This is a genomic window from Burkholderia cenocepacia, assembly GCF_900446215.1.
GTDB classification, from domain to species: Bacteria; Pseudomonadota; Gammaproteobacteria; order Burkholderiales; family Burkholderiaceae; genus Burkholderia; species Burkholderia cenocepacia.
Map to the genome: position 1 here is coordinate 187,916 of NZ_UAQZ01000014.1, position 22,443 is coordinate 210,358.

Annotated in this window: 21 protein-coding genes, 1 tRNA gene and 1 pseudogene; 8 read left to right on the top strand and 15 right to left on the bottom strand. The window is 65.5% G+C overall.

Going from position 1 to position 22,443, the window contains the following annotated elements:
- Positions 1-168: 168 nt before the first annotated feature.
- From rluB to DTA15_RS27575, 4 genes are all read right to left on the bottom strand, one after another.
- A complete protein-coding gene (gene rluB, locus DTA15_RS27560) occupies positions 169-1,920 on the bottom strand; it encodes a 23S rRNA pseudouridine(2605) synthase RluB (RefSeq protein WP_012492560.1) in 1,752 nt (583 codons plus the stop codon).
- A 60-nt stretch (positions 1,921-1,980) separates the two neighbouring features.
- The gene (gene scpB, locus DTA15_RS27565; protein WP_012492559.1) at positions 1,981-3,018 is read right to left on the bottom strand and encodes an SMC-Scp complex subunit ScpB; all 1,038 of its coding nucleotides are present in this window, start codon (positions 3,016-3,018) and stop codon (positions 1,981-1,983) included.
- A 272-nt stretch (positions 3,019-3,290) separates the two neighbouring features.
- Positions 3,291-4,493: a pyridoxal phosphate-dependent aminotransferase gene (locus tag DTA15_RS27570; protein ID WP_006486111.1), complete on the bottom strand. Its 1,203-nt coding sequence runs from the start codon at positions 4,491-4,493 to the stop codon at positions 3,291-3,293.
- Between the two features lie 74 nt (positions 4,494-4,567).
- Positions 4,568-5,470, bottom strand: coding sequence for a LysR family transcriptional regulator (locus DTA15_RS27575; RefSeq protein ID WP_006486096.1), 903 nt, complete (start codon positions 5,468-5,470; stop codon positions 4,568-4,570).
- A gap of 431 nt (positions 5,471-5,901) precedes the next feature.
- Between DTA15_RS27575 and DTA15_RS27580 the strand changes: the two are divergent.
- Positions 5,902-6,297: pseudogene (locus DTA15_RS27580) on the top strand (transposase); the annotation flags it as partial.
- A 201-nt stretch (positions 6,298-6,498) separates the two neighbouring features.
- Positions 6,499-6,750, top strand: a complete 252-nt coding sequence (locus DTA15_RS27585; protein ID WP_006495353.1) for a hypothetical protein — start codon at positions 6,499-6,501, stop codon at positions 6,748-6,750.
- A 194-nt stretch (positions 6,751-6,944) separates the two neighbouring features.
- Here DTA15_RS27585 and DTA15_RS27590 read toward each other — a convergent pair whose 3' ends face one another.
- On the bottom strand, positions 6,945-7,262 hold the full coding sequence (locus DTA15_RS27590) for a hypothetical protein (RefSeq protein WP_006495354.1): 318 nt from the start codon (positions 7,260-7,262) through the stop codon (positions 6,945-6,947).
- Between the two features lie 160 nt (positions 7,263-7,422).
- Here DTA15_RS27590 and DTA15_RS27595 point away from each other — a divergent pair, with 160 nt between their 5' ends.
- The 3 genes from DTA15_RS27595 (at position 7,423) to DTA15_RS27605 (ending at position 9,018) form a co-directional block, all read left to right on the top strand.
- Positions 7,423-8,139 (top strand): YdcF family protein, encoded by a 717-nt coding sequence (locus DTA15_RS27595; protein WP_012492558.1) that lies wholly within the window; start codon positions 7,423-7,425, stop codon positions 8,137-8,139.
- 209 nt (positions 8,140-8,348) lie between these two features.
- The gene (locus DTA15_RS27600) at positions 8,349-8,624 is read left to right on the top strand and encodes a hypothetical protein (RefSeq protein ID WP_006486101.1); all 276 of its coding nucleotides are present in this window, start codon (positions 8,349-8,351) and stop codon (positions 8,622-8,624) included.
- A 136-nt stretch (positions 8,625-8,760) separates the two neighbouring features.
- Entirely contained in the window at positions 8,761-9,018 is a 258-nt protein-coding gene (locus tag DTA15_RS27605) for a hypothetical protein (RefSeq protein ID WP_006486090.1), read from the top strand.
- 47 nt (positions 9,019-9,065) lie between these two features.
- Here the strand turns inward: DTA15_RS27605 and DTA15_RS27610 are convergent, their stop codons facing one another.
- From DTA15_RS27610 to DTA15_RS27625, 4 genes are all read right to left on the bottom strand, one after another.
- Positions 9,066-9,356: a putative quinol monooxygenase gene (locus DTA15_RS27610; protein ID WP_006486097.1), complete on the bottom strand. Its 291-nt coding sequence runs from the start codon at positions 9,354-9,356 to the stop codon at positions 9,066-9,068.
- Positions 9,357-9,889: 533 nt separating this feature from the next.
- The gene (bamC, locus tag DTA15_RS27615) at positions 9,890-11,098 is read right to left on the bottom strand and encodes an NlpB/DapX family lipoprotein (RefSeq protein WP_012492557.1); all 1,209 of its coding nucleotides are present in this window, start codon (positions 11,096-11,098) and stop codon (positions 9,890-9,892) included.
- Between the two features lie 140 nt (positions 11,099-11,238).
- Positions 11,239-11,315: transfer RNA gene (locus DTA15_RS27620), tRNA-Pro, on the bottom strand.
- Positions 11,316-11,446: 131 nt separating this feature from the next.
- Positions 11,447-12,160 (bottom strand): class I SAM-dependent methyltransferase, encoded by a 714-nt coding sequence (locus DTA15_RS27625; protein WP_006486100.1) that lies wholly within the window; start codon positions 12,158-12,160, stop codon positions 11,447-11,449.
- Between the two features lie 319 nt (positions 12,161-12,479).
- On the opposite strand from DTA15_RS27625, the gene DTA15_RS27630 reads away from it, so the two are divergent.
- From DTA15_RS27630 to DTA15_RS27645, 3 genes are all read left to right on the top strand, one after another.
- Complete coding sequence (locus tag DTA15_RS27630) at positions 12,480-13,358, top strand: tyrosine-protein phosphatase (RefSeq protein WP_006486109.1); 879 nt, start codon at positions 12,480-12,482, stop codon at positions 13,356-13,358.
- Positions 13,359-13,652: 294 nt separating this feature from the next.
- Positions 13,653-15,863, top strand: a complete 2,211-nt coding sequence (locus DTA15_RS27640; protein WP_020979829.1) for a hypothetical protein — start codon at positions 13,653-13,655, stop codon at positions 15,861-15,863.
- Between the two features lie 279 nt (positions 15,864-16,142).
- A complete protein-coding gene (locus tag DTA15_RS27645) occupies positions 16,143-17,108 on the top strand; it encodes an IS110-like element ISBcen8 family transposase (RefSeq protein ID WP_006476181.1) in 966 nt (321 codons plus the stop codon).
- Between the two features lie 16 nt (positions 17,109-17,124).
- Here the strand turns inward: DTA15_RS27645 and DTA15_RS27650 are convergent, their stop codons facing one another.
- The 6 genes from DTA15_RS27650 to rpmI form a co-directional block, all read right to left on the bottom strand.
- Positions 17,125-17,538 (bottom strand): MerR family transcriptional regulator, encoded by a 414-nt coding sequence (locus DTA15_RS27650; protein WP_006486110.1) that lies wholly within the window; start codon positions 17,536-17,538, stop codon positions 17,125-17,127.
- A gap of 58 nt (positions 17,539-17,596) precedes the next feature.
- The gene (locus DTA15_RS27655) at positions 17,597-17,983 is read right to left on the bottom strand and encodes an integration host factor subunit alpha (protein WP_006486093.1); all 387 of its coding nucleotides are present in this window, start codon (positions 17,981-17,983) and stop codon (positions 17,597-17,599) included.
- A gap of 72 nt (positions 17,984-18,055) precedes the next feature.
- Positions 18,056-20,485, bottom strand: a complete 2,430-nt coding sequence (gene pheT, locus DTA15_RS27660) for a phenylalanine--tRNA ligase subunit beta (protein ID WP_012492555.1) — start codon at positions 20,483-20,485, stop codon at positions 18,056-18,058.
- A gap of 97 nt (positions 20,486-20,582) precedes the next feature.
- The gene (gene pheS, locus DTA15_RS27665; protein WP_006486107.1) at positions 20,583-21,596 is read right to left on the bottom strand and encodes a phenylalanine--tRNA ligase subunit alpha; all 1,014 of its coding nucleotides are present in this window, start codon (positions 21,594-21,596) and stop codon (positions 20,583-20,585) included.
- A gap of 148 nt (positions 21,597-21,744) precedes the next feature.
- On the bottom strand, positions 21,745-22,104 hold the full coding sequence (gene rplT / locus DTA15_RS27670; RefSeq protein WP_004192938.1) for a 50S ribosomal protein L20: 360 nt from the start codon (positions 22,102-22,104) through the stop codon (positions 21,745-21,747).
- Positions 22,105-22,134: 30 nt separating this feature from the next.
- Positions 22,135-22,332, bottom strand: a complete 198-nt coding sequence (rpmI, locus tag DTA15_RS27675) for a 50S ribosomal protein L35 (RefSeq protein ID WP_004191477.1) — start codon at positions 22,330-22,332, stop codon at positions 22,135-22,137.
- Positions 22,333-22,443 lie beyond the last annotated feature (111 nt).

Sequence of the window (22,443 nt, forward strand, 5' to 3'; positions counted from 1 at the left end):
TGCGAAATCGGGCTACCCGATCGACCGGGACTCCCGTGCCGCGCCGGTGATCGTCGTTGTCGCGGCACGCGACACGGATCAGCCGAAACGCGTCGACAAAGCCGGCCGGATGCCGGCCTGGCCGACGCGCCGGCGGCCTTGGGCCGCCGTACGCCGACCGACAGGCGCTTAACGGCTGCGCGTACGACTGCGCTGCGGACGCTGACCGCCGCGCGGACCGCCGTTGCCGCCGCCGTCGGCACGATTGCCGTTCGGCGTGCGGTTACCACTGCCCTTGCTGCCGCCGCGCTTGCCGCCCGCGCCATCGCGCTTGGGGCCCGCGCCATACGACGCACGATTGCCGTCGACATCGCGACCACCGCCGGCGCGGTTGCCGTCGCGGCCGCCACCCATGCGGTTGCCGTCACGACCGCCGCCCGTGCGGTTGCCATAGCCCGACGGTGCAACCGGCAGGCTGCCGTAGCCGCTCAGGCCCGGCAGGCCCGGCGCGCCGCGCCGGCCACCACCGCGACGCGGCTGGTCGAGTTGCCCGTGCGTCGTCAGCACCGGCTCGCGGCCGATGAAACCCATCGACGTCTGCATCGGATCGGGCTGGCGCCGCTCGGTCGGACCGGCACCGCCGCGCTTGCCCTTCTCCTCGGACGGCGCCTTCAGGCCGACGGTCGCCATCAGCTTGCGCACCTGCGCATCGTCGAGCTCCTCCCAACGACCACGCTTCAGGCCGCGCGGCAGCGGAATCGGGCCGTGACGCGTACGGATCAGCCGGCTCACCATCAAGCCGACCGCTTCGAACATCCGGCGCACTTCACGGTTGCGGCCTTCGGCCAGCGCGACGTGATACCAGTGGTTCGTGCCTTCGCCGCCGCCATCGCGGATGCGCAGGAAATTCGCCGGACCGTCTTCGAGCTCGACCCCGTGCAGCAGCTTCTGCCGCATGCCTTCGGCCAGCTCGCCGACCACACGCACCGCGTACTCGCGCTCGACGCTGTAACGCGGATGCATGAAGCGGTTCGCGAGGTCGCCGGAGGTCGTCAGCATCAGCAGGCCTTCGGTATTGAAGTCGAGGCGGCCCACCGCCAGCCATTTCGCCGTCTTCATCGGCGGCAGGCGGTCGAACACCGACGGACGACCTTCCGGATCCGCGTGGCTGACGATCTCGCCGGTCGGCTTGTGATACAGCAGCACGCGCGGCGGCTTGTTCGGCAGCTTGCGCTTGACCGGCTTGCCGTTGATCCGCACCTGGTCGGTCGGCATGATCCGCTGGCCGATGTGCGCGGGCTCGCCGTTCACCGACACGCGGCCGGCAACGATCAGTTCTTCCATTTCGCGGCGCGAGCCCATGCCCGCTTCCGCCAGCACCTTGTGGAGCTTCGGCGCGTCGTCGTCCGGCGACAGCACGCGCTTGTTCGCCGGCTGGTTGCGGCCGCGACGCAGCATCGGCGCACGCACGCCGCTACCGCCCGCGGAGTTGTCCGCGTCGAAGGCGGGCGACGTCACGTACGCGAACAGTTCGTCCTGGGACGCATCGCCTTCCACGGCCTTCGCCGCGCCACCTTCGGCTTTCGATGCACCGCGACGGCCCTGGCCGCCTTGACCGCCCTTGGCCGCACTTTCGCGCTTGCCGGCCGGCTTGCGACCGCCCTTGGCCGCACCTTCCTTGCGCGGCGCACGCGCCGGCGGCGCATCGGCGGCCTCGGCCGGCTGCGCATCGGCGCCCTCGGCACCCTGCTGCTCGCCTTCGGCGCCCTTCGACTTGGCCGCCGCGCGACGCCGCGCGATCAGGCTGCGCGGGCCGCGCCGCAGACCGCGGCGGGGACGCTCGTCGCCACCCGCGGCCGAAGCATCCTGCTCCGGCGCATCGTCGGCACGCGCTGCCTGCACGGCAGGCGCGGACGATTCAATATCGTGGATATCTGTCAAAACAACCTCAAAATGTCAGGTCTCGCGCCCGGCGCGGGCGCGGCAAGAAGTTGGCCGCGATCAGGCGCGACGCTGTTCGGGTTCTGCTTCGTCGTCCGGCAGCGCGTCGGCGCCGATGGGCGCACTGGCGCTTCGTACGGCATCCGCGAGACTGTCGGACGTGTCGTCCAGCGTCTCGTCGTCCGCGGGACGGGAACGGGAGGCGTCGGCCTGATCGGCCTCGCCGGGCATGTCGCCGGCCGCTTCCGCTCCGTCTCCGGCAGCCGCTTCGGCGGCCGGCTTGCGATCTTCCTCGCTCCAATCCGCTGGCTGCGGCTCGGGCTGCACATCGGCCGGCACTGCTTCGGCGCCAACCTGTTCCGTCTGCTCCGTTTGCCCGCGATCAGCATCGAGCGTATCGCGACTCGGCATTTCCTGCGTCGACGCGACGTCGGCCGCGGCATCGCCGGAGGCCTCGGCCGACTCGCCGGCGGGCACTTCATTCGCCAGTGCCTGCGGTACGTCGCCCGCCGCATCGTCGGCCACCGGCACGTCACCGTCGAAATCCATGGCCTGCTGCGCGAGCAGCGCGGCCTCGATGTTCGCGGCCGGCTCTTCGAGCGCCGGCAGGTCGTCGAGCGCCTTCAGGCCGAGATCGTCGAGGAACTGCTTGGTCGTCGCATACAGCGCCGGACGCCCCGGCACGTCGCGATGACCGATCACCTCGATCCAGCCGCGATCCTCGAGTTGCTTGACCACCTGCGTATTGACCGTGACGCCGCGAATCTCTTCGATGTCGCCGCGCGTGACGGGCTGCCGGTACGCGATGATCGCGAGCGTTTCGAGCACCGCGCGCGAATATTTCGGCGGCTTCTCGGGATGCAGGCGATCGAGATAATGACGCATCGCCGGCTTGCTCTGAAAGCGCCATCCGGTCGCCAACGCCACCAGTTCGACACCGCGACCGGACCAATCCTGTTTCAGATCTTCGAGCAACGTGCGGACCGTGTCAGCCGACACGCCGTCGGCAAAGAGCTTGCGCAAATCGCCGAGCTTCAGCGGTTCCTGCGCGCAGATCAAAGCAGTCTCGAGGACGATCTTCGCCTCTTGGGTATTCATGCAGCTAGGCCAGACCCTGTGGTCAAACGAACCGGATCAACAAACAGACGAAAGGAACGGAAGACGCGCTCGCCCGATTCTGATCGGTCATATTGATGGGAGCACGAACCGGGGGCGGCGAACCAACTTCAGGCCAGGCCCAAACCGGACGGAACAGCACGGCTCAACGACGGAACCGCGTGACTGAGCGCCATATTACGCAAAATTGCCCGGTGCGTAAAGATGAGTGGAACAGGCCGCCGCCCGGGCGGCGCGCCCGCTCCGGCCCCGCTTCAGCGGGCGCCCGTGCCGCGTGCAAGGAACCGGCGCAGCCGCTCGACGCCCGCATCGAGCCGCGCCGGATCGCACGCGTAGCACCAGCGCACGAACCCTTCTCCCTCCGGGCCGAATGCGCGCCCGGGCGCAAGGCCGAGCCCCGCTTCGCGCACCAGCGTCGTGCAGAACGCCAGGCTGTCGGCCGCACCCGGCAGCCGCAGGAACAGGTACATCGCGCCCGGCGGGGGCGGCACCTCGACGCCCGGCAGGGTCCGCAGCGCGGCAACCAGGTGATCGCGCGCGTCGCGCAGCGCCGCGACGAACGACCGCACGAACGGCTCGCCGTCGCGCAACGCGACCTCGGCCGCGGCCTGCACGAAGCCCGGCGCACACGACGTGTTGTATTCGACGAGCTTCGACAGGTCGCCCATCACCGATGCCGGCGCAATCAGCCATCCGAGCCGCCAGGCCGTCATCGCCCACGCCTTCGAGAATGAATTGACGACCACGACGCGCTCGTCGCGCGACGCGATATCGAGGAACGACGGCGCGCCGCCGTCGCCGAATGCAAGCCGCTCGTACACCTCGTCGGCGACCAGCCAGATGCCGTGACGGCGACAATGGGCGAGCACGACCTGCTGATCGTCGCGCGACATCGTCCAGCCGGTCGGGTTGTTCGGCGAATTGATCAGCAGCATCCGCGTATCGGGCGTCAGCGCCGCGAGCAACCGGCCGACATCGAGCTGCCAGCCCGCGTCGCCATAGTCGAGCGGCACGCAGTCGACCTGTGCACCGAGGATCTTCGGAATCTCGACGAGATTCGGCCACAGCGGCGTGATCGCGACGACCCGCTCGCCCGGCCCGACCAGCATCTGCGCAGCCAGCATCAGCGCACTCACACCCGAACTCGTCACGGCCACCGTGTCCGCCGGCGTCGCACCGTGACGCGCGCCGACATAGGTCGCGATCGCGTCGCGCAGCGGCGCCGTGCCGAGATTGTGCGTGTAGAAGGTCGTGCCGTCGCGCAGCGCGGCCGCTGCGGCGTCGCGGATGAAGTCCGGCGTCACGCGATCGGATTCGCCGAACCAGAACGGCAGCATGTCCGGCACGCCGAAGCCGGCGTTTGCGACCTCGCGGATCAGCGACGGGCGCAGCGCCTGCACCGCGGCACGCGCCGCCGGCTCGTCGTTTGCCGGGAAAAAACCTGCGGATTGCGTCATCGAGCACCACCGCCGAGGAACACGATCCGCGTAGTGTACCGGCCGGCAAGCCGGACCGCGCACGTTGGCAAGCGTCAGTCGAGATCCTCGGCCCTCGCCGGCATCTGCCGCACGAGCTCCCAGATCGCCTGCGCGGCGGGCGACAACGACCGGTCGCGACGACGCACCAGCTCGACGGTACGCTCGGTGCGCGGCGTGAGCGGCCGTGCGATGAGCGTCGAGCCGGCGGGCAGCGGCAGCGACAGCCACGGCTGCACGCTCACGCCGACACCGGCCTCGACCAGCCCGAACACGGTCGCCGAATGCCCGAGTTCCTGCATGACCGTCGCGTTCACGCGATGCGTGGCCAGCGCCGCATCGATCAGCGGCCGGCTGCCCGACGCATGATCGAGCAGCACGAGGCGCTCGCCGTCCAGCGCCGTCCACGGCACCTCGGCCCGCGCCGCGAGCGGATGGTCAGCGCGCGCGACAAGGCAGAACGAATCGGTCATCAGCGGCTCGCAGACGAGATCGGCGACCGTCAGCGGCCCGATCACGACGCCGAAGTCGACTTCGCTCGACTTCACCTTGCGCAGCACGTCGCTCTGCACGTCGTCGCGCAGGCCGAGCGTCACGAACGGGAACTGGCGCTCGCACGACGCCACCACGCGCGGCATCAACCTGCATGCGATCGTCGGGCTAGCCGCGACGATCACGCGCCCGCGACGCTGCTCCCCTATTTCGCGAATCTCGCGCAGCGTGTCGTCGAGATCGTCGAGCAGGCGCGACACGCTCGCGATCAGGTTCGCGCCGACGTCGGTCAGTTGCACGTCGCGCGTCGTGCGGTCGATCAGCTTCAGCCCGAGTTCGGCCTCGAGCTCGCGCACGCAGCGGCTGACCGCGGACTGCGTGAGCCCGATCTCGTCCCCCGCCCGACTGAAGCTCCTGAGCCGCGCGACTTCGATGAATACGCGAAGCTGGCGCAGCGTAACGTTCATCTCCTGACCTCATCAATCGTCGATATCGATGCGCGATTTTAATGTGCGAACCCGGCTTCGGCGAACGAATCCGGCACCCGCCGCACATGTTTCGCTGCGGTGCAATACGTTCGCAAACGCACGTGACACGGGCGAATTGCACAAGATTGGTGATTGTCCCGATTTGCTGCCGGGTTATTTTGGCGTCTTATACGCCCCTAGCTGACTTAGCCGTTAGCTCGCTGCCAAGCGGCTCTCGAGGAATTCACCTCCGACATGGCACGCTTCGTGCATTACCTGGCGCACAGGGCACAGGTTTCGTCGGACGGAAGAGCAGAAACGCCGCTGCCGGCCAACCGGACGCCCCCACCCGGCACTCGCCGATCGAGTGCCTGAAGAGTGCGCGGCGCAGGGCAGCGCACCGGAGTTAGCTTCGCTGAGGTGAGGACATGATGCTGTTCGACGATTTGAGAGATAACGAGTGGGCGCTGGTCGAGGGTCTGTTTTGCTCGGAGCCCGCACGGAGTGAGCGGCGCGGCCGTCCCCGCGTGGAAGCCCGGTCGGTGGTCAACGCCGTACTGTGGGTACTGTCGACGGGTGAAGGTTGGTCGAAACTGCCGGGCCGCTATCCGTCCCCGCCGACCTGCCGCCGCCGCTTCGACGAATGGCAGGCCGACGGCACGCTTGCCGAGATCGTGAAGCGACTCGGCACGAGCGGTCGGCAAATCTCGCTGCGCGGACGCATCGGCGCAAGCGCGGCGAAGCCGCCTGCCCCGCCGAGCCGCGACCGGCTGCGCGGCGCCTTCTGGACCAACCCGGAATCCTGGCGCGCGCCCGTCAAGATGGCGTAACGCATGCTCGATCGGGCGGCTTCGGCCGCCCGGTTTCTTTCTGCGATGCGACTTTGTCGCGACGCATGTCTTGCCGTCGATTACCGTTGTCGTGTCGCGAAACATCTATTTACTATTATTTACAGCAAGCCTGCACTCCCACGCTTACCTTAGCGACATATCAACAGGCCGCACGGACGGCTTGAAGGGAGCCCCGCCATGAAAACAATGTCACTGCTCGTTGCATGCGGCATTGTCGTTTCCGTGGCGCTCGCCGCTCCTGTCCATGCCGACGATCGCGTGAAGCCGCCCCATCGCCAGCAGGATCATCGCAACACCCTCCGCCAGCCGCCGTCCGCCAACTCGTCCAGCCGGCAAACCGTGCCGCGCGGCGACTTGCGTGGCGACATCGCGAGCAACGCACGGGCGCGGATCGGCTCGCAGCCGCCGGGCGTGCCGCGTCATCCGTAGTCCTGCCGATTTCGACGTTTCGCCAAAGAAAATGCCCGCATCCGGGAACTGCGCCGCATGCGGCGAGTCACATCGTTGCCATGAGCACAGCGTGGCAGCAGCAAAAGTATCCGGTACGCCCGTATCCTCGCGATACGGGCTTTTTTTGCGTCGCCGGCCTGCCGCGGCGATGCACGGGGCGGGATGAAGAACCGCTACAGGCGGCTTTCGAGAATCGCCACGGCGCTCGCTTCGCTCAATGCGTAGTCGTCCATGCGGCGATCAGTCCAGGACAGTAATTTCTCGTCGCGCTCGAGGCGCGAGAATTCGGCTCGACCGCTGTCGGTCAGTACGGCGATGTCGACCGGTGCATGGAAGCCCGGTGCGGGGGCAACGGTTTTCTGCCTGACCGTGTCCATCAGCCCGAGCGAACGGAGATACTCGAACACGCCCGGGCGGCGTGCCCACGGTACCTGGCGGTACTGCACTCGTCTCAATGCGTCGAGCACCGCTTCGTTGGAATACGTGGCCATCTCGATTCTTTCTTAAAGTGCAGCGACAATGCGAAGCGGCGCGCCGGGCGGGGTCTCCGCCCGCCGAAACCGCCACCGATTCTGGAGGCCGACGTTGTTCGGCGTCGCGTCAGGGCCGGATCGTCAGCCGTCCATAAAAAGACACCATACCCCAATCAAATTGATTCTGTTCGATTCATTTGTACTTCTCTTCATCGGTTTCATGCTCTGCCGCAAGCGGCGTCGAACCATTTCGATCGTCGCCGCTGCGCTGTTCTGGCTGCTCGCGACGGGCTGGCTCGCCGCGCCGCTGATCGCCTGGAGCGAGGCAGGCGTCACGCCGGTCGAGCATCCCGACATGCATGGACGAACCACGCTGATCCTCATCGGCGCCGGCACGCTTCGCACCGATGCCGGATTGCAGCCGCCGCCCGACGGCGCCGCGCGCATCCGCAAGATTGCGGCGCTCTATCGCACGTGCCGGCAGCAGGCCGAACGCTGCACCGTGGTGATGTCGGGCGGCGACCCGCAGCATCACGGCGATACCGAGGCGGCCGTCTACGGGCGCCAGCTCGTCGCGCAAGGCGTGGCGCCGGCCGACCTCGTGCTCGAACCGAACAGCCGTACAACCTACGAAAACGCGAAATTCACTGCGTCTATACTACGCTCACAGTATGACGACGCGCGCATTCTCGTCACGTCGTCGTACCAGATGCGCCGGGCGCTGCTCGATTTCCGCCGCTTCGGCATCGATCCGCAACCCGTTTATGCGAATCTCCGGCGCGCGCAGACGGGGTGGCTGCCGCGCTGGCGCAATGTGGCCAACGCCGAACACGCGCTGCACGAGCTGGTCGGGATCGCGCAATTCCACGTGTATCGTTGGCTCGGCTGGTTTTGACGACCGCATGGAAATCTCCGCACTCCCCTGGATGGCAGGCGCGTGACGAACCGCGCGAAGTGTTGCGCGACTTCAACGGGGCCTTGCGTCGTGCGGCGATCCGGTGCACATTGATCCGTCACTTTTGTTACACTCGACACGCACTCGATTGCAGTCGCCAGACAAAACGGCAACACTCGGGTTCATCACCACTTAGCGGAGGTAAAGCAATGAAGAAGACGTCCCTGGCTATCCTGGTAGCGATGTCGGCGCTGACTGGCGCAGCGTATGCGCAAGAGAGCACGCAGATCCAGACCATCACCGATCCGGCCAAGATCGCCGAGATCGAGCAGCGTGCACAAGCGCTGCAACAGCAGCAAGCGGCCGAAGCGGCTCAGCCGGCGGCGCAGGAAGAGCATCACCACGGCAAGAAGGCTGCGCATCACAAGGCAGCTGCGAAGAAGGCCGGCAAGAAGGCAAAGGCTGCAGACGCTGCCAGCCAGTAAGTTCGGCGGCACCGCATCAGCGAAAAGCCGAATCCGGGCAACCGGGTTCGGCTTTTTTGGTTGCGGCGCCCGCGCGCTGTGCTAAAGTCGCGCACCGAAATTTTCCACCCGTGCGCACCCCGGTGCGGAGGACAGCATGAGCAACATTCAACTCGACATCGAGTGGACCGAAGCCGCCACTCGCAAGATCAAGCAACTGATGCCCCGCGGCTCGGACGACGCGTTCCTCGCGCTGCCGCCGATCGAGTGCCTGCCGATGGAGGGCGACGTGCTGTTCCTCGGCCCGCAAGGCAAGCAGCAACCGTTCATCGTTGCCGAGCGCCAGTATCACCATGACGGCGACGCAGACTGGACGATCATCCTGATTCTCGACGTACCCAGCGCGTCGCACTGACGCGCCGCCGCGACCGGACACGTCCGGTCGCCCCACCCGGCTCAGACTCAGAGGAGCTTCGACAGCACGCGGATTTCGGAACGCTCGATCCAGTCCGCGGCCGCTTCGCGATAAGCGAGAATATGCGCGGAACGCGCATGAGCGGCCAGCGCCTCCTCGCTCTCCCAACGCTCGACGAATACGAACCGCGCGGGCTCCTTCAGATCGCGGTGCAGGTCGTACTGCAACGCGCCGGCTTCGTTGCGGGTCGGCTCGACGATTCCCTCGAGCACGGCGCGCAGTTTTTCCTCGGCCCCCGGCTTCGCCACGATCAGCGCCACGACTGCAATTTCCGCCATTCCCGCCTCCTTCATCCGAAAAAGTCCGAGAATACGCGAATCCTGCGCCGCACATCGGCTACCCGGATACGACATGGCGACGGCACCAAAAAAATAGCCCGCGCTTCAGAGAAGCGCGGGCGAAACCGTCGCCCTACGAGGATAGGCGACGGGGCCATCGAGATCCGCACGCTGGCGCGGACCATCATCTGTTGCGCCGACGCTTGGCGCGTCGGCATGTGAAGGCGTCGATCCCGTTGTTCATGCGCTCGCCGCGCATTCCCGGTCCCTGACGCCGTCCTCCCTGTTCTAACGATTCCAACCTATAAAGCAGGTTGCGTGCCAGGCATTACACGCGCAATATTCCATTGATTTATAAGGAAAAATTTTTAGATCGACGACAATGCGACACGTGTTCTGTCGTCGTAACGCGGGGATGTTACGTAACGTCACGAGAAGGGACGGGCCCCGCCGAACATGCGCACACGCTGGCGAGCGGACATGAAAAAAGCCCGCCGAATGGCGGGCTTTTCAAGGGTGCGGAGACGCCGGGATCAGCGGAGCTGATTCACGAGCAACCCCATGATCTGGCGAGCGGCCGACGACGAATCGATTGCGCCCGAATCGTCGACGACCGCGACACGCGTCTGATCGGCCGTAAGCGCCTTCACGTTGACGCGATACTGCTTCGCCTGCTTTTCCTTCTTGCCGTGGAACAGCTGGCTCCAGAAGCCCTGCTCGGCCGAGCTCAGATCCTTCGGATCGACATAGCGCACGAAATACAGGCCCTTCGTGCGATCGCGATCGTCGACCGTGAAATTCGCGCGATCGAGCGCGAGACCGACGTGCAGCCACGACCGGTCGTACGGCTCGCCGAGCGTGACTTCGGACGGCACGGCCGCTTCGGCCGCGTCATTGCCTTGCGCCGACGTACGCGAGACGTTCTGCGCAGCGATCGCCGCGGCAGCCTTCGACGACGCGTCGGCATCGGCCTTCTTGTCCTTCGAGACCGCGTTGTCCTTGATGTTCGCGATCGGCGGTTCGCCGTTCTTCGCGCGCTGCTCGTTCTGCGCGAGCACGGCCATCAGCCGCTTCAGGTATTCCGTCTCGAGCGCCGGATCGTTCGGCTTCGGTTCCCACTTGCTCGAATCGTTGTTCGCGCCGGTGATCGCCTCGCGCATGCCCTTCTGGCTGATGAACACGTAGGTGCCGCCGTTCGGCGCCGAATCGAGACGCGTGCGGTACTTGTTGCGCTCGGCCGTCACGTACGAATTGCCCATCGCCTTCGAGATCACGCTGCGGATCAAGCCGTCGTTGATCTGCGGATGGGTTTCGTTCCAGTCGGTTTCCATCACGCCCTTGTCGCGCTGGTCGACGACGAGCAGGAAGCCCTGCTCCTGCCAGAAACGGCGAACCTGCGGCCAGATCGCGGCCGGCTGCTTGCCGTCGATCACGAGCCAGCTTTCGGTGCCGTCGCGCTGGATATGCATGCCGGCGACGGCCGGCGCGACGGTGTCCAGCGCAGGCGCGGCCTGCTGGACCTGCTGGAGCGCGGACAGGGAAGTCGCGCCGCCCTGGGGCGGCAGCGAACGCTGATCGGCCGTCTCGTCGAGCATGTTGGGCGGCACTGCGAGCGACGCTTCCTTCGATTTCGAATCGCTCTTGTAGTCCACTTTCGTGGGCGACGACGTACCGCAACCGGCGACGAGCGCGCCGGTGGCGAGCACTGCAGCGAACCGCATGGTAAGACGAAGATCAGTCATGTTCGGGGAATCCTCTTCCGCTAAATCACGGCGCTTTCCGTGGATCAACCTTGCATTTTACCGGGGCCGCGTTGCGATGTGCAAAAAAGCGGCGGCCAAGAAAAAACCCGCGTCAGCTTGAGCTGACGCGGGTTCTTGTCTGGTCGGGGCGAGAGGATTTGAACCTCCGACCACCTGCACCCCATGCAGGTACGCTACCAGGCTGCGCTACGCCCCGAAAGAAAAAAATTATAACAGACAGTTTCCCGATTTAGAACGGGTCGCATGCATTTTGTGAATGTTCTCGTGCAATTTTTTGGCGTGATGGCGGCGATGCAGGCAATCCGCGGCACTCACCGCGCATCGTCGTCACCGCTTGCGTGCGACGCAGATGACCGTCAGGCCGGCGACGCGATTGAAGCGGAACATCGGCAACTCGATGCGGCAGATCGTCTTCAGCAAGCCGTTGACGAACGGATGATGACGACGCAGTTGCGACGCAGGCTCGCGCGGCTGCGAACGCGCCCGCTCGCCCAGCCGCAACGCGGCCGCGAGCGGAAACGTGAGGCCGAAATAATAGGCGCCGTGCTCGACGTCGAGCCCGGCACGCCGCACCACGCCCTCGAGGCCGCCGAGCGTATACCTGCGCTTGTGTTCGAGGAAATCGTCGTGGCCGCTCCACAGGAACTGGAACGCGGGCACCGTGATCAGGAACCGGCTGCCCGACGGCGCACCGTGCACGTACTGCGTCAGCAGCCCGACGTCGTCGTCGACATGCTCGAGCACGTCCATCAGCAACACGAGATCGGCATCGAATCGATCGACGGCGCGCCGAAAGTGGATGGGCTTGCCGGCCGCCTCGCCGTCGCTGTCGTCGGCATAGCTCGTATCGACACACCACGCTTCCGTCGCTTGCGTGCGTTCGAGCAGATGCTTCGAGAAAAAACCGGAGCCCGCACCGACGTCGAGTATCCGGTTCGCGCCCGACGCGCCCAGAAACCGGCGAATCGCGCTCGCCTTCGACGCGTAGTACCAGTGATCGCCCACCCCCGCACCGAGTACGTCGACTTCCTTCAGGTCCATGGCGCTTCCCCGTGATGGCTGCCGTGTCGTGATATCGAACCCGCCACTGATGCCGATCTTACCTCGCCGCCATCGCCGCGCGTATCGGTCGATGCCCGGGGCCGCGCCGCTACCCGGCATTCGCCCCTAATCGAAAAGGACGATGGCCGCTTCACGGCAAATCGCTACCGTGCGGTAAGCCGGCGCGAGATCGACGTGCCCGGCAAGCCGTCCGACTGCATGCCGATCGATCCGGCTCACCCCGGCCTTGCCATGTCGCGCGCAGGCAGCGGCACCGCGGTCGCGACGCCTGGTAACCGTCTCCGACACAGGGCATCGAATGCATCAGAAAAACGAAATTTCCCGTCGACATTTTCTCCGGCTGGGCGCCGGCACGATCGGCATCGCGCTGGGAAGCGCGTCGCTGCTGTCGGCATGCGGCGGCGACGCGATAGCGGTCGCGCCGGTCACGACGCCGCGGCTGGCGTCCGCGTCGAACTTTCGCGACACGGCCGGGCCGGACGGAACCGGCTACGTGACGACCAGCGGCGCGAAGATGAAGAAAGGCGCGATCTATCGCTCGTCCGCGCTCGCGCTGTCCGCCGCCGACGTCGCGACCGTCGGCACGCTCGGCATCACGCAGGTCGATGACCTGCGCACGCCCGCCGAGATCAAGACGCAACCCGATGTACCGCTCGCCGGCGCCGCCTGGCAAAACCTCAACGTGCTCGGGGCCGCCAGTATCGACCCGATTCCGACGACCGGCGCGACCGCGACGGCATTCATGCTGAGCATGTATCGCGCATTCGTCACGTCGGACAGCGCGCACGCCAGCTACCACGCGCTGTTCACCGGCTTCGCGGGCAGCGGCGACAACCGAGTGTTCCACTGCACGGCCGGCAAGGATCGCACCGGCTGGGCGACCGCCATTCTGCACTCGATCCTCGGCATCTCCGGGCAAACGATTCTGGCCGACTACCTGCTGACCAACGTCTATAGCGCAGCCGATATCGCCGCTTCGGTCGCCCACGCCCGACAAGCCGGCGGACAAAACGCGGCGGACATGATGACCGCACTGCAAGGCGCACACGCCGACTATCTGCAGGCGGCCTTCGATCAGGTCGCGACGTCGTACGGCTCGATGGCGTCGTACCTCGAGAACGGCCTGCAACTCGATCCGGCTACGCAAAACGCGATCCGGGAGCGCCTGCTGGTCTGACCGGCCGTTGCTGTGCGCATCCGGTGAAACCCGCGCCGGCCAAGGCCGGCCGCGGTTTTTCAGGGCTGCCTCGAAAGACGCCGACCGCCGGCCCGCACAAACCAAACGGCCGTTTGATACGGCCGTTCATCCACCGCGAATCCGTTGTCTGGCCGCCCGCCGGCGCCCCGCGCCCGGGCGTCCGTTGTTTGGTAACGCCGCTCTAGCGCGCTATGACACACTGCACGGCATCGACGCTCGCGCCGTGCAGTCGCGCGCGCCGCCGTCGATCAAGACAAGACATGGAGACAGACGATGCGGAATGCGGTCCGGCGCGGCCATCGCTCGCCTTTGGCAATTTTCGACTGGTTTTCCGGCCTGCGACGCACGGTCGCCCCGGGATCGCCCACGACGTCCCGAGTGTTCGGCTGCGGCGCGCTGGCGCTTGCAGTCCTCTGCACCGGCTGCGCGGAATCGGCCGCGCAGCGCGACAGCAACACGTCCATCGCATCGACGAAGATCGAACGCACCAAGGCCGAGCGACTCGCGCGCGAACAGCAGATCGCGCGCACCGTGCCGTCGCTCGCATCGATCAGCCTCACGCAGCCGCGCCCGTTCACGCTGCGCGACTCGGGCCAGAACGGCGCGATGACGTTCCTGCGCGACGTCGATTTCCGCATCGTCAACAACCTCGGCTTCTTCATCCACCAGTTGTCGGCCACGCTCGTGCCGACGCAGGCCGGCGCGCCGATCGTCTTCGACGATCCGACGAGCTTCGAGATCGACGTACATGAAGGCACGGTGACGCTCGACAACGCGAAGCTGACCGCCCTCTTCAACACCTACATCTTCGGCTATCGCAACGCGCCGCTGCGCAAGCTCGCAGTGTCGGCCGGCGACGGCGTGATCCATCTGCAAGGCGAGATGCAGCGCGACGGCTGGGTACCGTTCTCGCTGACCGGCACGCTCGCGATCCGCGACGGCAGCCAGCTCGTGTTCCACCCGACCGGCGTACGCGTGTCGGGTATCAACGCGCAGCCGGTGATGCGCGCGGCCAACGTGAAGATGGCCGACCTGCTGAAGGTGCAGACCCCGATCGCGCAACTTGCCGGCGACGATCTCGTGATGGCGGTCGACAAGCTGATGCCGCCACCGCGCCTGAAGCTCACGATCACCGCCGTGCGCGTGACGCCGGCAGGCCTCGACCTGAAGCTCGACGACGGCACGCATGCCGGCTTCGCGATGCCGGCGAATGCCCCGCAGCAGGCGATGTACATCCGCGGCGGCGACGTGAAGTTCATGCGCTCGATGCCGATGAACGCCGACATCCTGATCGGTCCGGTCGATTCGTCGAAGCGCGAGCAGACGTTCGTGTTCGACCTGTATCACTATCGCGACCAGGTGTCGGCCGGTTACTTCAACTTCGACGAAAGCGGCGCGATGGCGATCCGGATGCCTTCGTATACGGGCCCGGCGAGCGGCGCGCTGCTCGGCAACGCGGCGGCGCGCCTGAACGACAGCTTCCTCGCCGCGCAGCAGACTGCGCTGCGCGACGTGCGCCAGCACTGGGAAGCGTACGCGCTCGCGGCGGATGCGATGCGGCCCGGCATGCAGAAGGTCGCGATGCGGCGCACGTCGACGACGCCGTTCAACGAACGGCACGTGTCGAACCGCAACCCGACGATCCATCTGCGCAACGTCGACTTCAACCTGTCCGGCGATATCGGCTTTCATGTCGAGGATCTCGACGTGGAACTCGTGTCGAGGCGGCCCGGCGAACCGGTCGATCTCGACGATCCGAACCAGTACGACATCCGCATTCTCGGCGGCACGGTCGTCGAATCGTGGAAGGCGATGTCGGCGCTCTTCAACAACTACCTGCTCGACTATTCGCCGCGTTCGCTGAACGACCTGCAACTGAGCGCGGACGGGCAGAACCTGCGCGTCCAGGGCGGCATCAAGCTGTGGAATCACGTGCCGGGGGTCTGGCTGCCGACCGACATGAAGGGCTCGCTGACGGTGCTCGACGACCGGCACCTCGCCTTCAAGCCGTCGCAGGTGTCGGTGCTCGGCATCCCGCAGGCGACGCTGCTGCGCTCGCTCGGCATCGAGCTCGCGTCGCTGACGCCGTTGCGCCGACGCGGCGCGGAACTGCGCGGCGACACGCTCGTGCTCGACCAGTACACCGTGTTCCCGCCGCCCGTGCTGAACGGCAAGCTCGGCCAGGCAACGGTCGAACGCGACGGCTTGCGTCTCACGTTCCGGCGCGCAGCGGGTGCAGCCGCGCCGAAGCGGCCGCAGATCGATGCGCCGAGCTACATGTGGATGGAAGGCGGCGACATGAAGATGTTCAACGTGCTCGAGCTGAACGTGCGCGCGTTGATCCGGAATTCGGCCGAGGCGGGCCCGATGCGGTTCGACCTGTACGGATACCGCAGCCAGGTCGCGCAGGGCTCGGTGCGGATGCTGCCGGACGGCACGCTGGTCGTCGACATCGGGCAGAAGAATCCGCTCGCGTCGCGCTGATCCGCATGCGCGACCCGCATGAAAAAGCCCGGTGGCAGGTCGCCAACCGGGCTTTTTCAATGCTGCCTGCGCGCCGTGCGCTTGTATGTTCAGTACTGACCAGTACGGTAAAGTCTGGTGGTAGCCAGACGAGACCGTGCAGTTTGCCCCGCGCTTGGGTGTTGGAGCCCGTGACTGAGTACAAAACGCACGGTTGCCGTGCTGGTCTTCCTGAAGCCCGAACGGTTACGCGCGCCATTTACATCGAGTGCGCATGTACAAGCATGGGATCCGAAGATCATGTCTGCTCCTTCTGCCGTAACGGTCGGCATTGACGTCGCAAAAGCTCACGTCGATGTTTCCGTACTGGGTGCCAATCTGGACATCCGTCGATTCAACAACGATGCCGAGGGCCACTCGGCCCTGGCTGTTGCCCTTCAGCCGCTGAACGTGCAGTTGGTCGTGATGGAGGCGACCGGTGGCTACGAGACCGAGCTGGCGTGCGCCTTGCAAGGTGCGGGTTTGCCGGTCGCTGTCGTCAACCCTCGGCAAGCACGCGATTTTGCCCGCTCGATGGGACGTCTGGCGAAAACCGATGCCATCGACGCACGTATGCTTGCCGAACTGGCTTCCGTGCTACTGCGTCGGGACGATCTGTCCCGCTTGCTACGTCCCGTTCCCGACGAGCGGCAGCAGTGGCTGGCTGCACTGGTGACCCGACGGCGCCAACTACTCACCATGCTCCTTTCGGAGCGACAGCGGCTCCAGATCACGCCGGTTGGTCTGCATTCAAGTCTGCTGGCTATCATTGCCGCCATCCAGGCACAACTCGATGACATTGACGCTCAGATGGTCGCTCATGTACGCCAGCACTTCGGTGAACTCGACCGCCTGTTGCAGTCCACACATGGAATTGGCCCGGTATCCAGCGCCTGCCTGATCGCAGAACTGCCCGAATTGGGCCGGCTCAATCGCCGTCAGATTGCAGCCCTCGTTGGCGTCGCTCCCATTGCTTGCGATTCCGGCTTACGTAATGGGCGACGACGGGTTCAAGGTGGCCGCTTCGCGATCCGTCGCGTGCTGTACATGGCTACATTGACTGCCACACGCTACAACCCCGCCATCAGAGCCTTCTATCAACGCCTGAAGGCCGCCGGCAAACTGTCCAAGGTCGCGCTTGTTGCCTGCATGCGCAAGCTCCTAACCATGCTCAATGCCATGGTCAAAACCAACACGCCTTGGGACGATTCACTTCATCGGGCTTGACTCGGAAGACGGTTACTCAGTCGTGTTTCAGTCCGTCGATCACGTCCAGCAACGCCTGCCGCAACGCGATGACGTCGACGGTTGCGCCCGGCTTGGCCGCCCCACGCGCATCGACGGCCTGCGCGTCGGATTCGGCTGGCTCCGCCGCGGCCCGCTCGCTGCCCGGCGAATCGAGCCGGTTGCGCGCGCCGTTGATCGTGAAGCCCTGCTCGTACAGCAATTCGCGAATCCGCCGGATCAGCAGCACTTCGTGATGCTGGTAATACCGCCGGTTGCCGCGCCGCTTCACCGGCCGCAGTTGAGTGAATTCCTGTTCCCAGTAACGCAGCACATGTGGTTTGACCCCGCACAGTTCGCTGACTTCGCCGATCGTGAAGTAGCGCTTCGCGGGAATCGGAGGCAAGACGACTTTCTCAACCGTGGTGGTCATCGTCGGTTAACCGTCGGTAAAGGGTGCGCGGCGGCCGCGCGGGGCGTGGGCGCGCGTCTTACTCCGCGCCGTTTTCGACCAGCGCCTTCAGCTTCTGGCTCGCGTGGAAGGTTACCACCCGGCGGGCCGCGATCGGAATCGCCTCGCCCGTCTTCGGATTGCGGCCCGGACGCTGCGGCTTGTCGCGCAACTGGAAATTGCCGAACCCCGACAGCTTGACGCTTTCACCGTTTTCGAGCGCGTCGCGGATCACTTCGAAAAACGCCTCGACCATGTCCTTCGCTTCACGCTTGTTCAGCCCGACGCTGTCGAACAGCAGCTCCGCCAGTTCCGCCTTCGTCAGCGTCGGCGTCTCGGTGGACGCCGGCGCCGAAGCGTCGCGGTTCATCGCGCTGCGTTGCGCCGTCAGGAGGGCTTCGAATTCACTCGAGGTCATGTCGTTCATATCTGCCATACAGCGCGTTGAATCAAAACTTACGATGGAAAAAAGCCGCCCGCGAACGGGCGGGCCCTCTCCTTAGCCGCGCAGGCGCGCCCCGGCGCGAGCCATCCGCTCGACCAGCGTCTGAATCGCCTGGTCGACGACCTCGTCCTGCAGCGTGCCAGCCGCATCCTGCAGCGTCACGCGGAAGGCAAGGCTCTTCTCGTTCGCGGCAAGACCACCGGAAGTATTTGATTTTGCACGAAATTCGTCGAAGAGTACAACCTTCTGAACGAATCGGCAGGCCTCTTCGGCAAGCGCCTTCTTCATTTCGTCGAAAAGTGCCTGAACCTCGACCGCCTGATCGACGACAACGGCGATATCGCGACGGACCGGCGGGAATTTCGACACGTCGGTCGGCGCGGGCAGCGCACGGGCGATCAGCGCGTCCGCGTCGATCTCGAACATCACCGGCGGGTGCGGCAGCTCGTATTTCTGCATCAGGCGCGGATGCAGTTCGCCGATCCAGCCGACCGCGCGGCCATCGATTTCGATGCGTGCGCTGCGGCCCGGATGAAGGGCCGGATGCTCGGCCTTCACGAAACGCGCAACCGCCGGCGCGAGCAGCGCTTCGAGATCGCCCTTCACGTCGAAGAAATCGACCGCGCGGGTCGTCACGCCCCACTGCTCGTCGAGTGCCGGACCGTACGCCAGCGCGCCGACGCGCTTGGGCTGCGCATGGCCTTCAACCGCCAGCTCGCCGGCCTTCACCGACGGATCGGCGACGAACACGCGCCCCGATTCGAACACGCGCACGCGATCGGCACGGCGGTTCAGGTTGTGGCGCAGCACGGCGATCAGGCTGCCGAACAGCGTCGTACGCATCACCGAGAGCTGGCTCGCGATCGGGTTCAGCAGGCGGATCGGGTTGTCGTTGCCCGCGAAATCGTGCTCCCACTCCGCATCGACGAAGCTGAAGTTGACGGTTTCCGCGTAGTCGCGCGCGGCCAGCGCGTGACGGATGTCGTGGATCGACCGCCGCGTCTCGTGGGTCGCGCGCATTTCGCTGGTCGCGACCGGCGGCCGGGCCGGGATCTTCTCGAAGCCGTAGATGCGCGCCACTTCCTCGATCAGGTCTTCCTCGATCTCGATGTCGAAGCGATGCGACGGCGGCGTGACGAGGAACGCGTCGTCTTCACGCTCGAACGGCAGGCCGAGGCGCGTGAAGATATCCGCGATCTCGTCGGCGTCGATCTTCACGCCGATGATGCGGTTCGCGCGCGACACACGCATCTTCACCGGCGCGCGCTGCGGCAGGTTCACCGCCTGATCGTCGACCGGGCCGGCCTTGCCGCCGCAGATCTCGAGAATCAGCTGCGTGATGCGCTCGACGTGCTCGACGGTCGTCGCGTAATCGACGCCGCGCTCGAAGCGATGCGCCGCATCGGTCGAGAAGTTGTACTTGCGCGCGCGGCCGCGGATGCTGTCCGGCCACCAGAACGCGGCTTCCAGATAGATATTGGTCGTATCGAGCGTGACGGCCGTGCTGTCGCCGCCCATGATGCCGGCCAGGCTTTCGACCTGACGGTCGTCCGCGATCACGCCGACCGTTTCGTCGAGTTCGACCGTATTGCCGTTGAGCAGCTTCAGCGATTCGCCGCGCTTGCCCCAGCGCACTTCGATGCCGCCGTGGATCTTGTCGAGATCGAACACGTGCGACGGGCGGCCGAGTTCGAACATCACGTAGTTCGAGATGTCGACGAGCGCGGACACGCTGCGCTGGCCCGAACGCTCGAGGCGCTCGACCATCCACTGCGGCGTCTTCGCATGCGCGTTCACGCCGCGGATCACGCGGCCCGAGAAGCGGCCGCACAGATCGGGCGCGGCGATGCGCACGGGCAGTGTTTCGTCGAGCTCGACGTTCACCGGGCGGATGTCGACCGGCGTCAGCGGTGCGCCGGTGATCGCGGCCGTCTCGCGGGCGATACCGAACACCGACAGGCAGTCGGCCTTGTTCGGCGTCAGCTTGATTTCGAAGATCGTGTCGTCGAGATTGAGGGTCTCGCGGATGTCCTGACCGACCGGCGTGTCTTCCGGCAGGATCAGCAGCCCGCTGTGATCCTCGGACAACTTCAGCTCGCGCGCCGAGCACAGCATCCCCTGGCTCTCCACGCCGCGCAGCTTCGACAGCTTGATCGCGAACGGCTTGCCGCCCTCTTCCGCCGGCGGCAGTTCCGCACCGACCAGCGCGACCGGCACCTTGATGCCGGGCGCCACGTTCGGCGCGCCGCACACGATGTTCAGCGTCGCGCCGGTGCCGGCGTCGACCTGGCAGACATTGAGCTTGTCCGCATCCGGATGCTTGACGACTTCGAGCACGCGGCCCACGACGATCTTCGACGTCGGCGGCGCAGCCTTGCTCAGCGATTCGACTTCGAGCCCCGCCATCGTCAGCGCGTGCGACAGCTCGTCGGTCGTCAGCTGCGGGTCGACAAAGGTTCTCAACCAGGATTCAGGGAATTGCATGGATGTCTACGTTCGAAACAGGTTAGATCGACGCCCGGGCCCCGTCGGAAACGTCCATCGGGGCGTGCGCGGGCACAGGTCGGCGCGGCGAGCGGCGTTATGCGAACTGGCGCAGGAAACGCAAGTCGTTCTCGAAGAACAACCGGAGATCCTGGACGCCGTAGCGCAGCATCGTCAGGCGCTCGAGGCCGCTGCCGAACGCGAAACCGATGTAGCGCTCGGGGTCGAGGCCCATGTTGCGGATCACGGTCGGATGCACCTGCCCCGAGCCGGAAATTTCGAGCCACTTGCCGGCGTTCTTGCCTTGCTCGAACATCATGTCGATCTCGGCCGACGGTTCCGTGAACGGGAAATACGACGGACGGAAGCGCACGAGGATGTCGTCGCGCTCGAAGAATTTTTTCAGGAAGTCGGTATAGACGCCCTTGAGGTCGGCGAAGCTGATGTTTTCGTCGATCCACAGCCCCTCGACCTGATTGAACATCGGCGAGTGGGTCGCATCGCTGTCGACGCGATACGTGCGGCCCGGCGCGATCACCTTGATCGGCGGACGGTTCATGCGCGCATAACGCACCTGCATCGGGCTCGTGTGCGTGCGCAGCAGCAGCTGGCGGCCGTCGGCATCCTTGCCTTCGACGTAGAAGGTGTCCTGCATCGAACGCGCCGGATGGTTCTCCGGGCTGTTCAGCGACGTGAAGTTGTACCAGTCGGTCTCGATTTCGGGGCCGTCGGCCACGTCGAAACCGATCGAGCCGAAAATCTGTTCGACCCGCTCCCACGTGCGCATCACGGGGTGCAGGCTGCCGGCGCCGGCGCCGCGGCCGGGCAACGTCACGTCGATCGCTTCGGCAGTGAGGCGCTGATTCAGCAGCGCGTCGGCCAGCGCCTGGCGACGGGCGGTGAGCGCGGCTTCAACCTGCTGCTTCGCGACGTTGATGCGGGCGCCTTCGGTCTTGCGTGCTTCGGGATCGAGCTTGCCGAGGCCCTTCAGCAACTCGGTCAGCGCACCCGATTTGCCGAGAAATCGTGCTTTCTCGTTTTCGAGCGTGGTGATGTCGGCAGCCTGTTCGAAGGACTGCTGCGCGTCGGCGACAATCTGGTCCAGATCCATAGATCCCATCATTTCCAACGTCATTCGGTCTTGGCGAGCGAAACCGCCCACCAAACAAAAAAGGGGCTCGGAAGAGCCCCGTTTTCGCTGCAGCGGCCGAGACTACCGGAACCTCGCTGCAACTAACCACGCAGTGCTAATTTCGCAATTAGGCTGCAACGGCGGCTTTCACCTGCTTGACGATCGCAGCAAAAGCAGCCTTGTCGAACACCGCCATGTCGGCCAGCACCTTACGGTCGAGTTCGATCGACGCCTTCTTCAGGCCGTTGATGAACACGCTGTAGGTCATGTCGTGCTGGCGAACTGCCGCGTTGATACGCGTGATCCACAGTGCGCGGAACACACGCTTCTTGTTGCGGCGATCGCGGTACGCGTACTGACCAGCGCGCATCACCGCCTGCTTGGCGATGCGGTAGACGTTATTGCGGCGGCCGCGATAACCCTTGGCCAGGTTGATGATCTTCTTGTGGCGGGCCCGTGCGGTTACCCCACGTTTGACTCGAGGCATGTTTCTCTCCTTGGAGTATCAGTTGAGGGGTTACGCGAACGGGAGCATCGCGCGGACGGAGTTCAGATCGGAATCATGAACTGCCGTTGCGCCGCGCAGATGGCGCTTGTTCTTCGTGGTTTTCTTGGTCAGGATGTGGCGCTTGAAGGCTTGACCGCGCTTGACGGTACCGCCCGGACGCACCACGAAGCGCTTTGCAGCGCTCTTCTTGGTCTTCATCTTAGGCATGACGAACAACTCCAGTTTATTAGATGGCGATGGGTGTGCGGTTGGCTTGCGCCCTTGACCCGCCCTTCGAAACCCAGTCCACTTGTGTACGGCGACCCGCTTGCGCAGCCG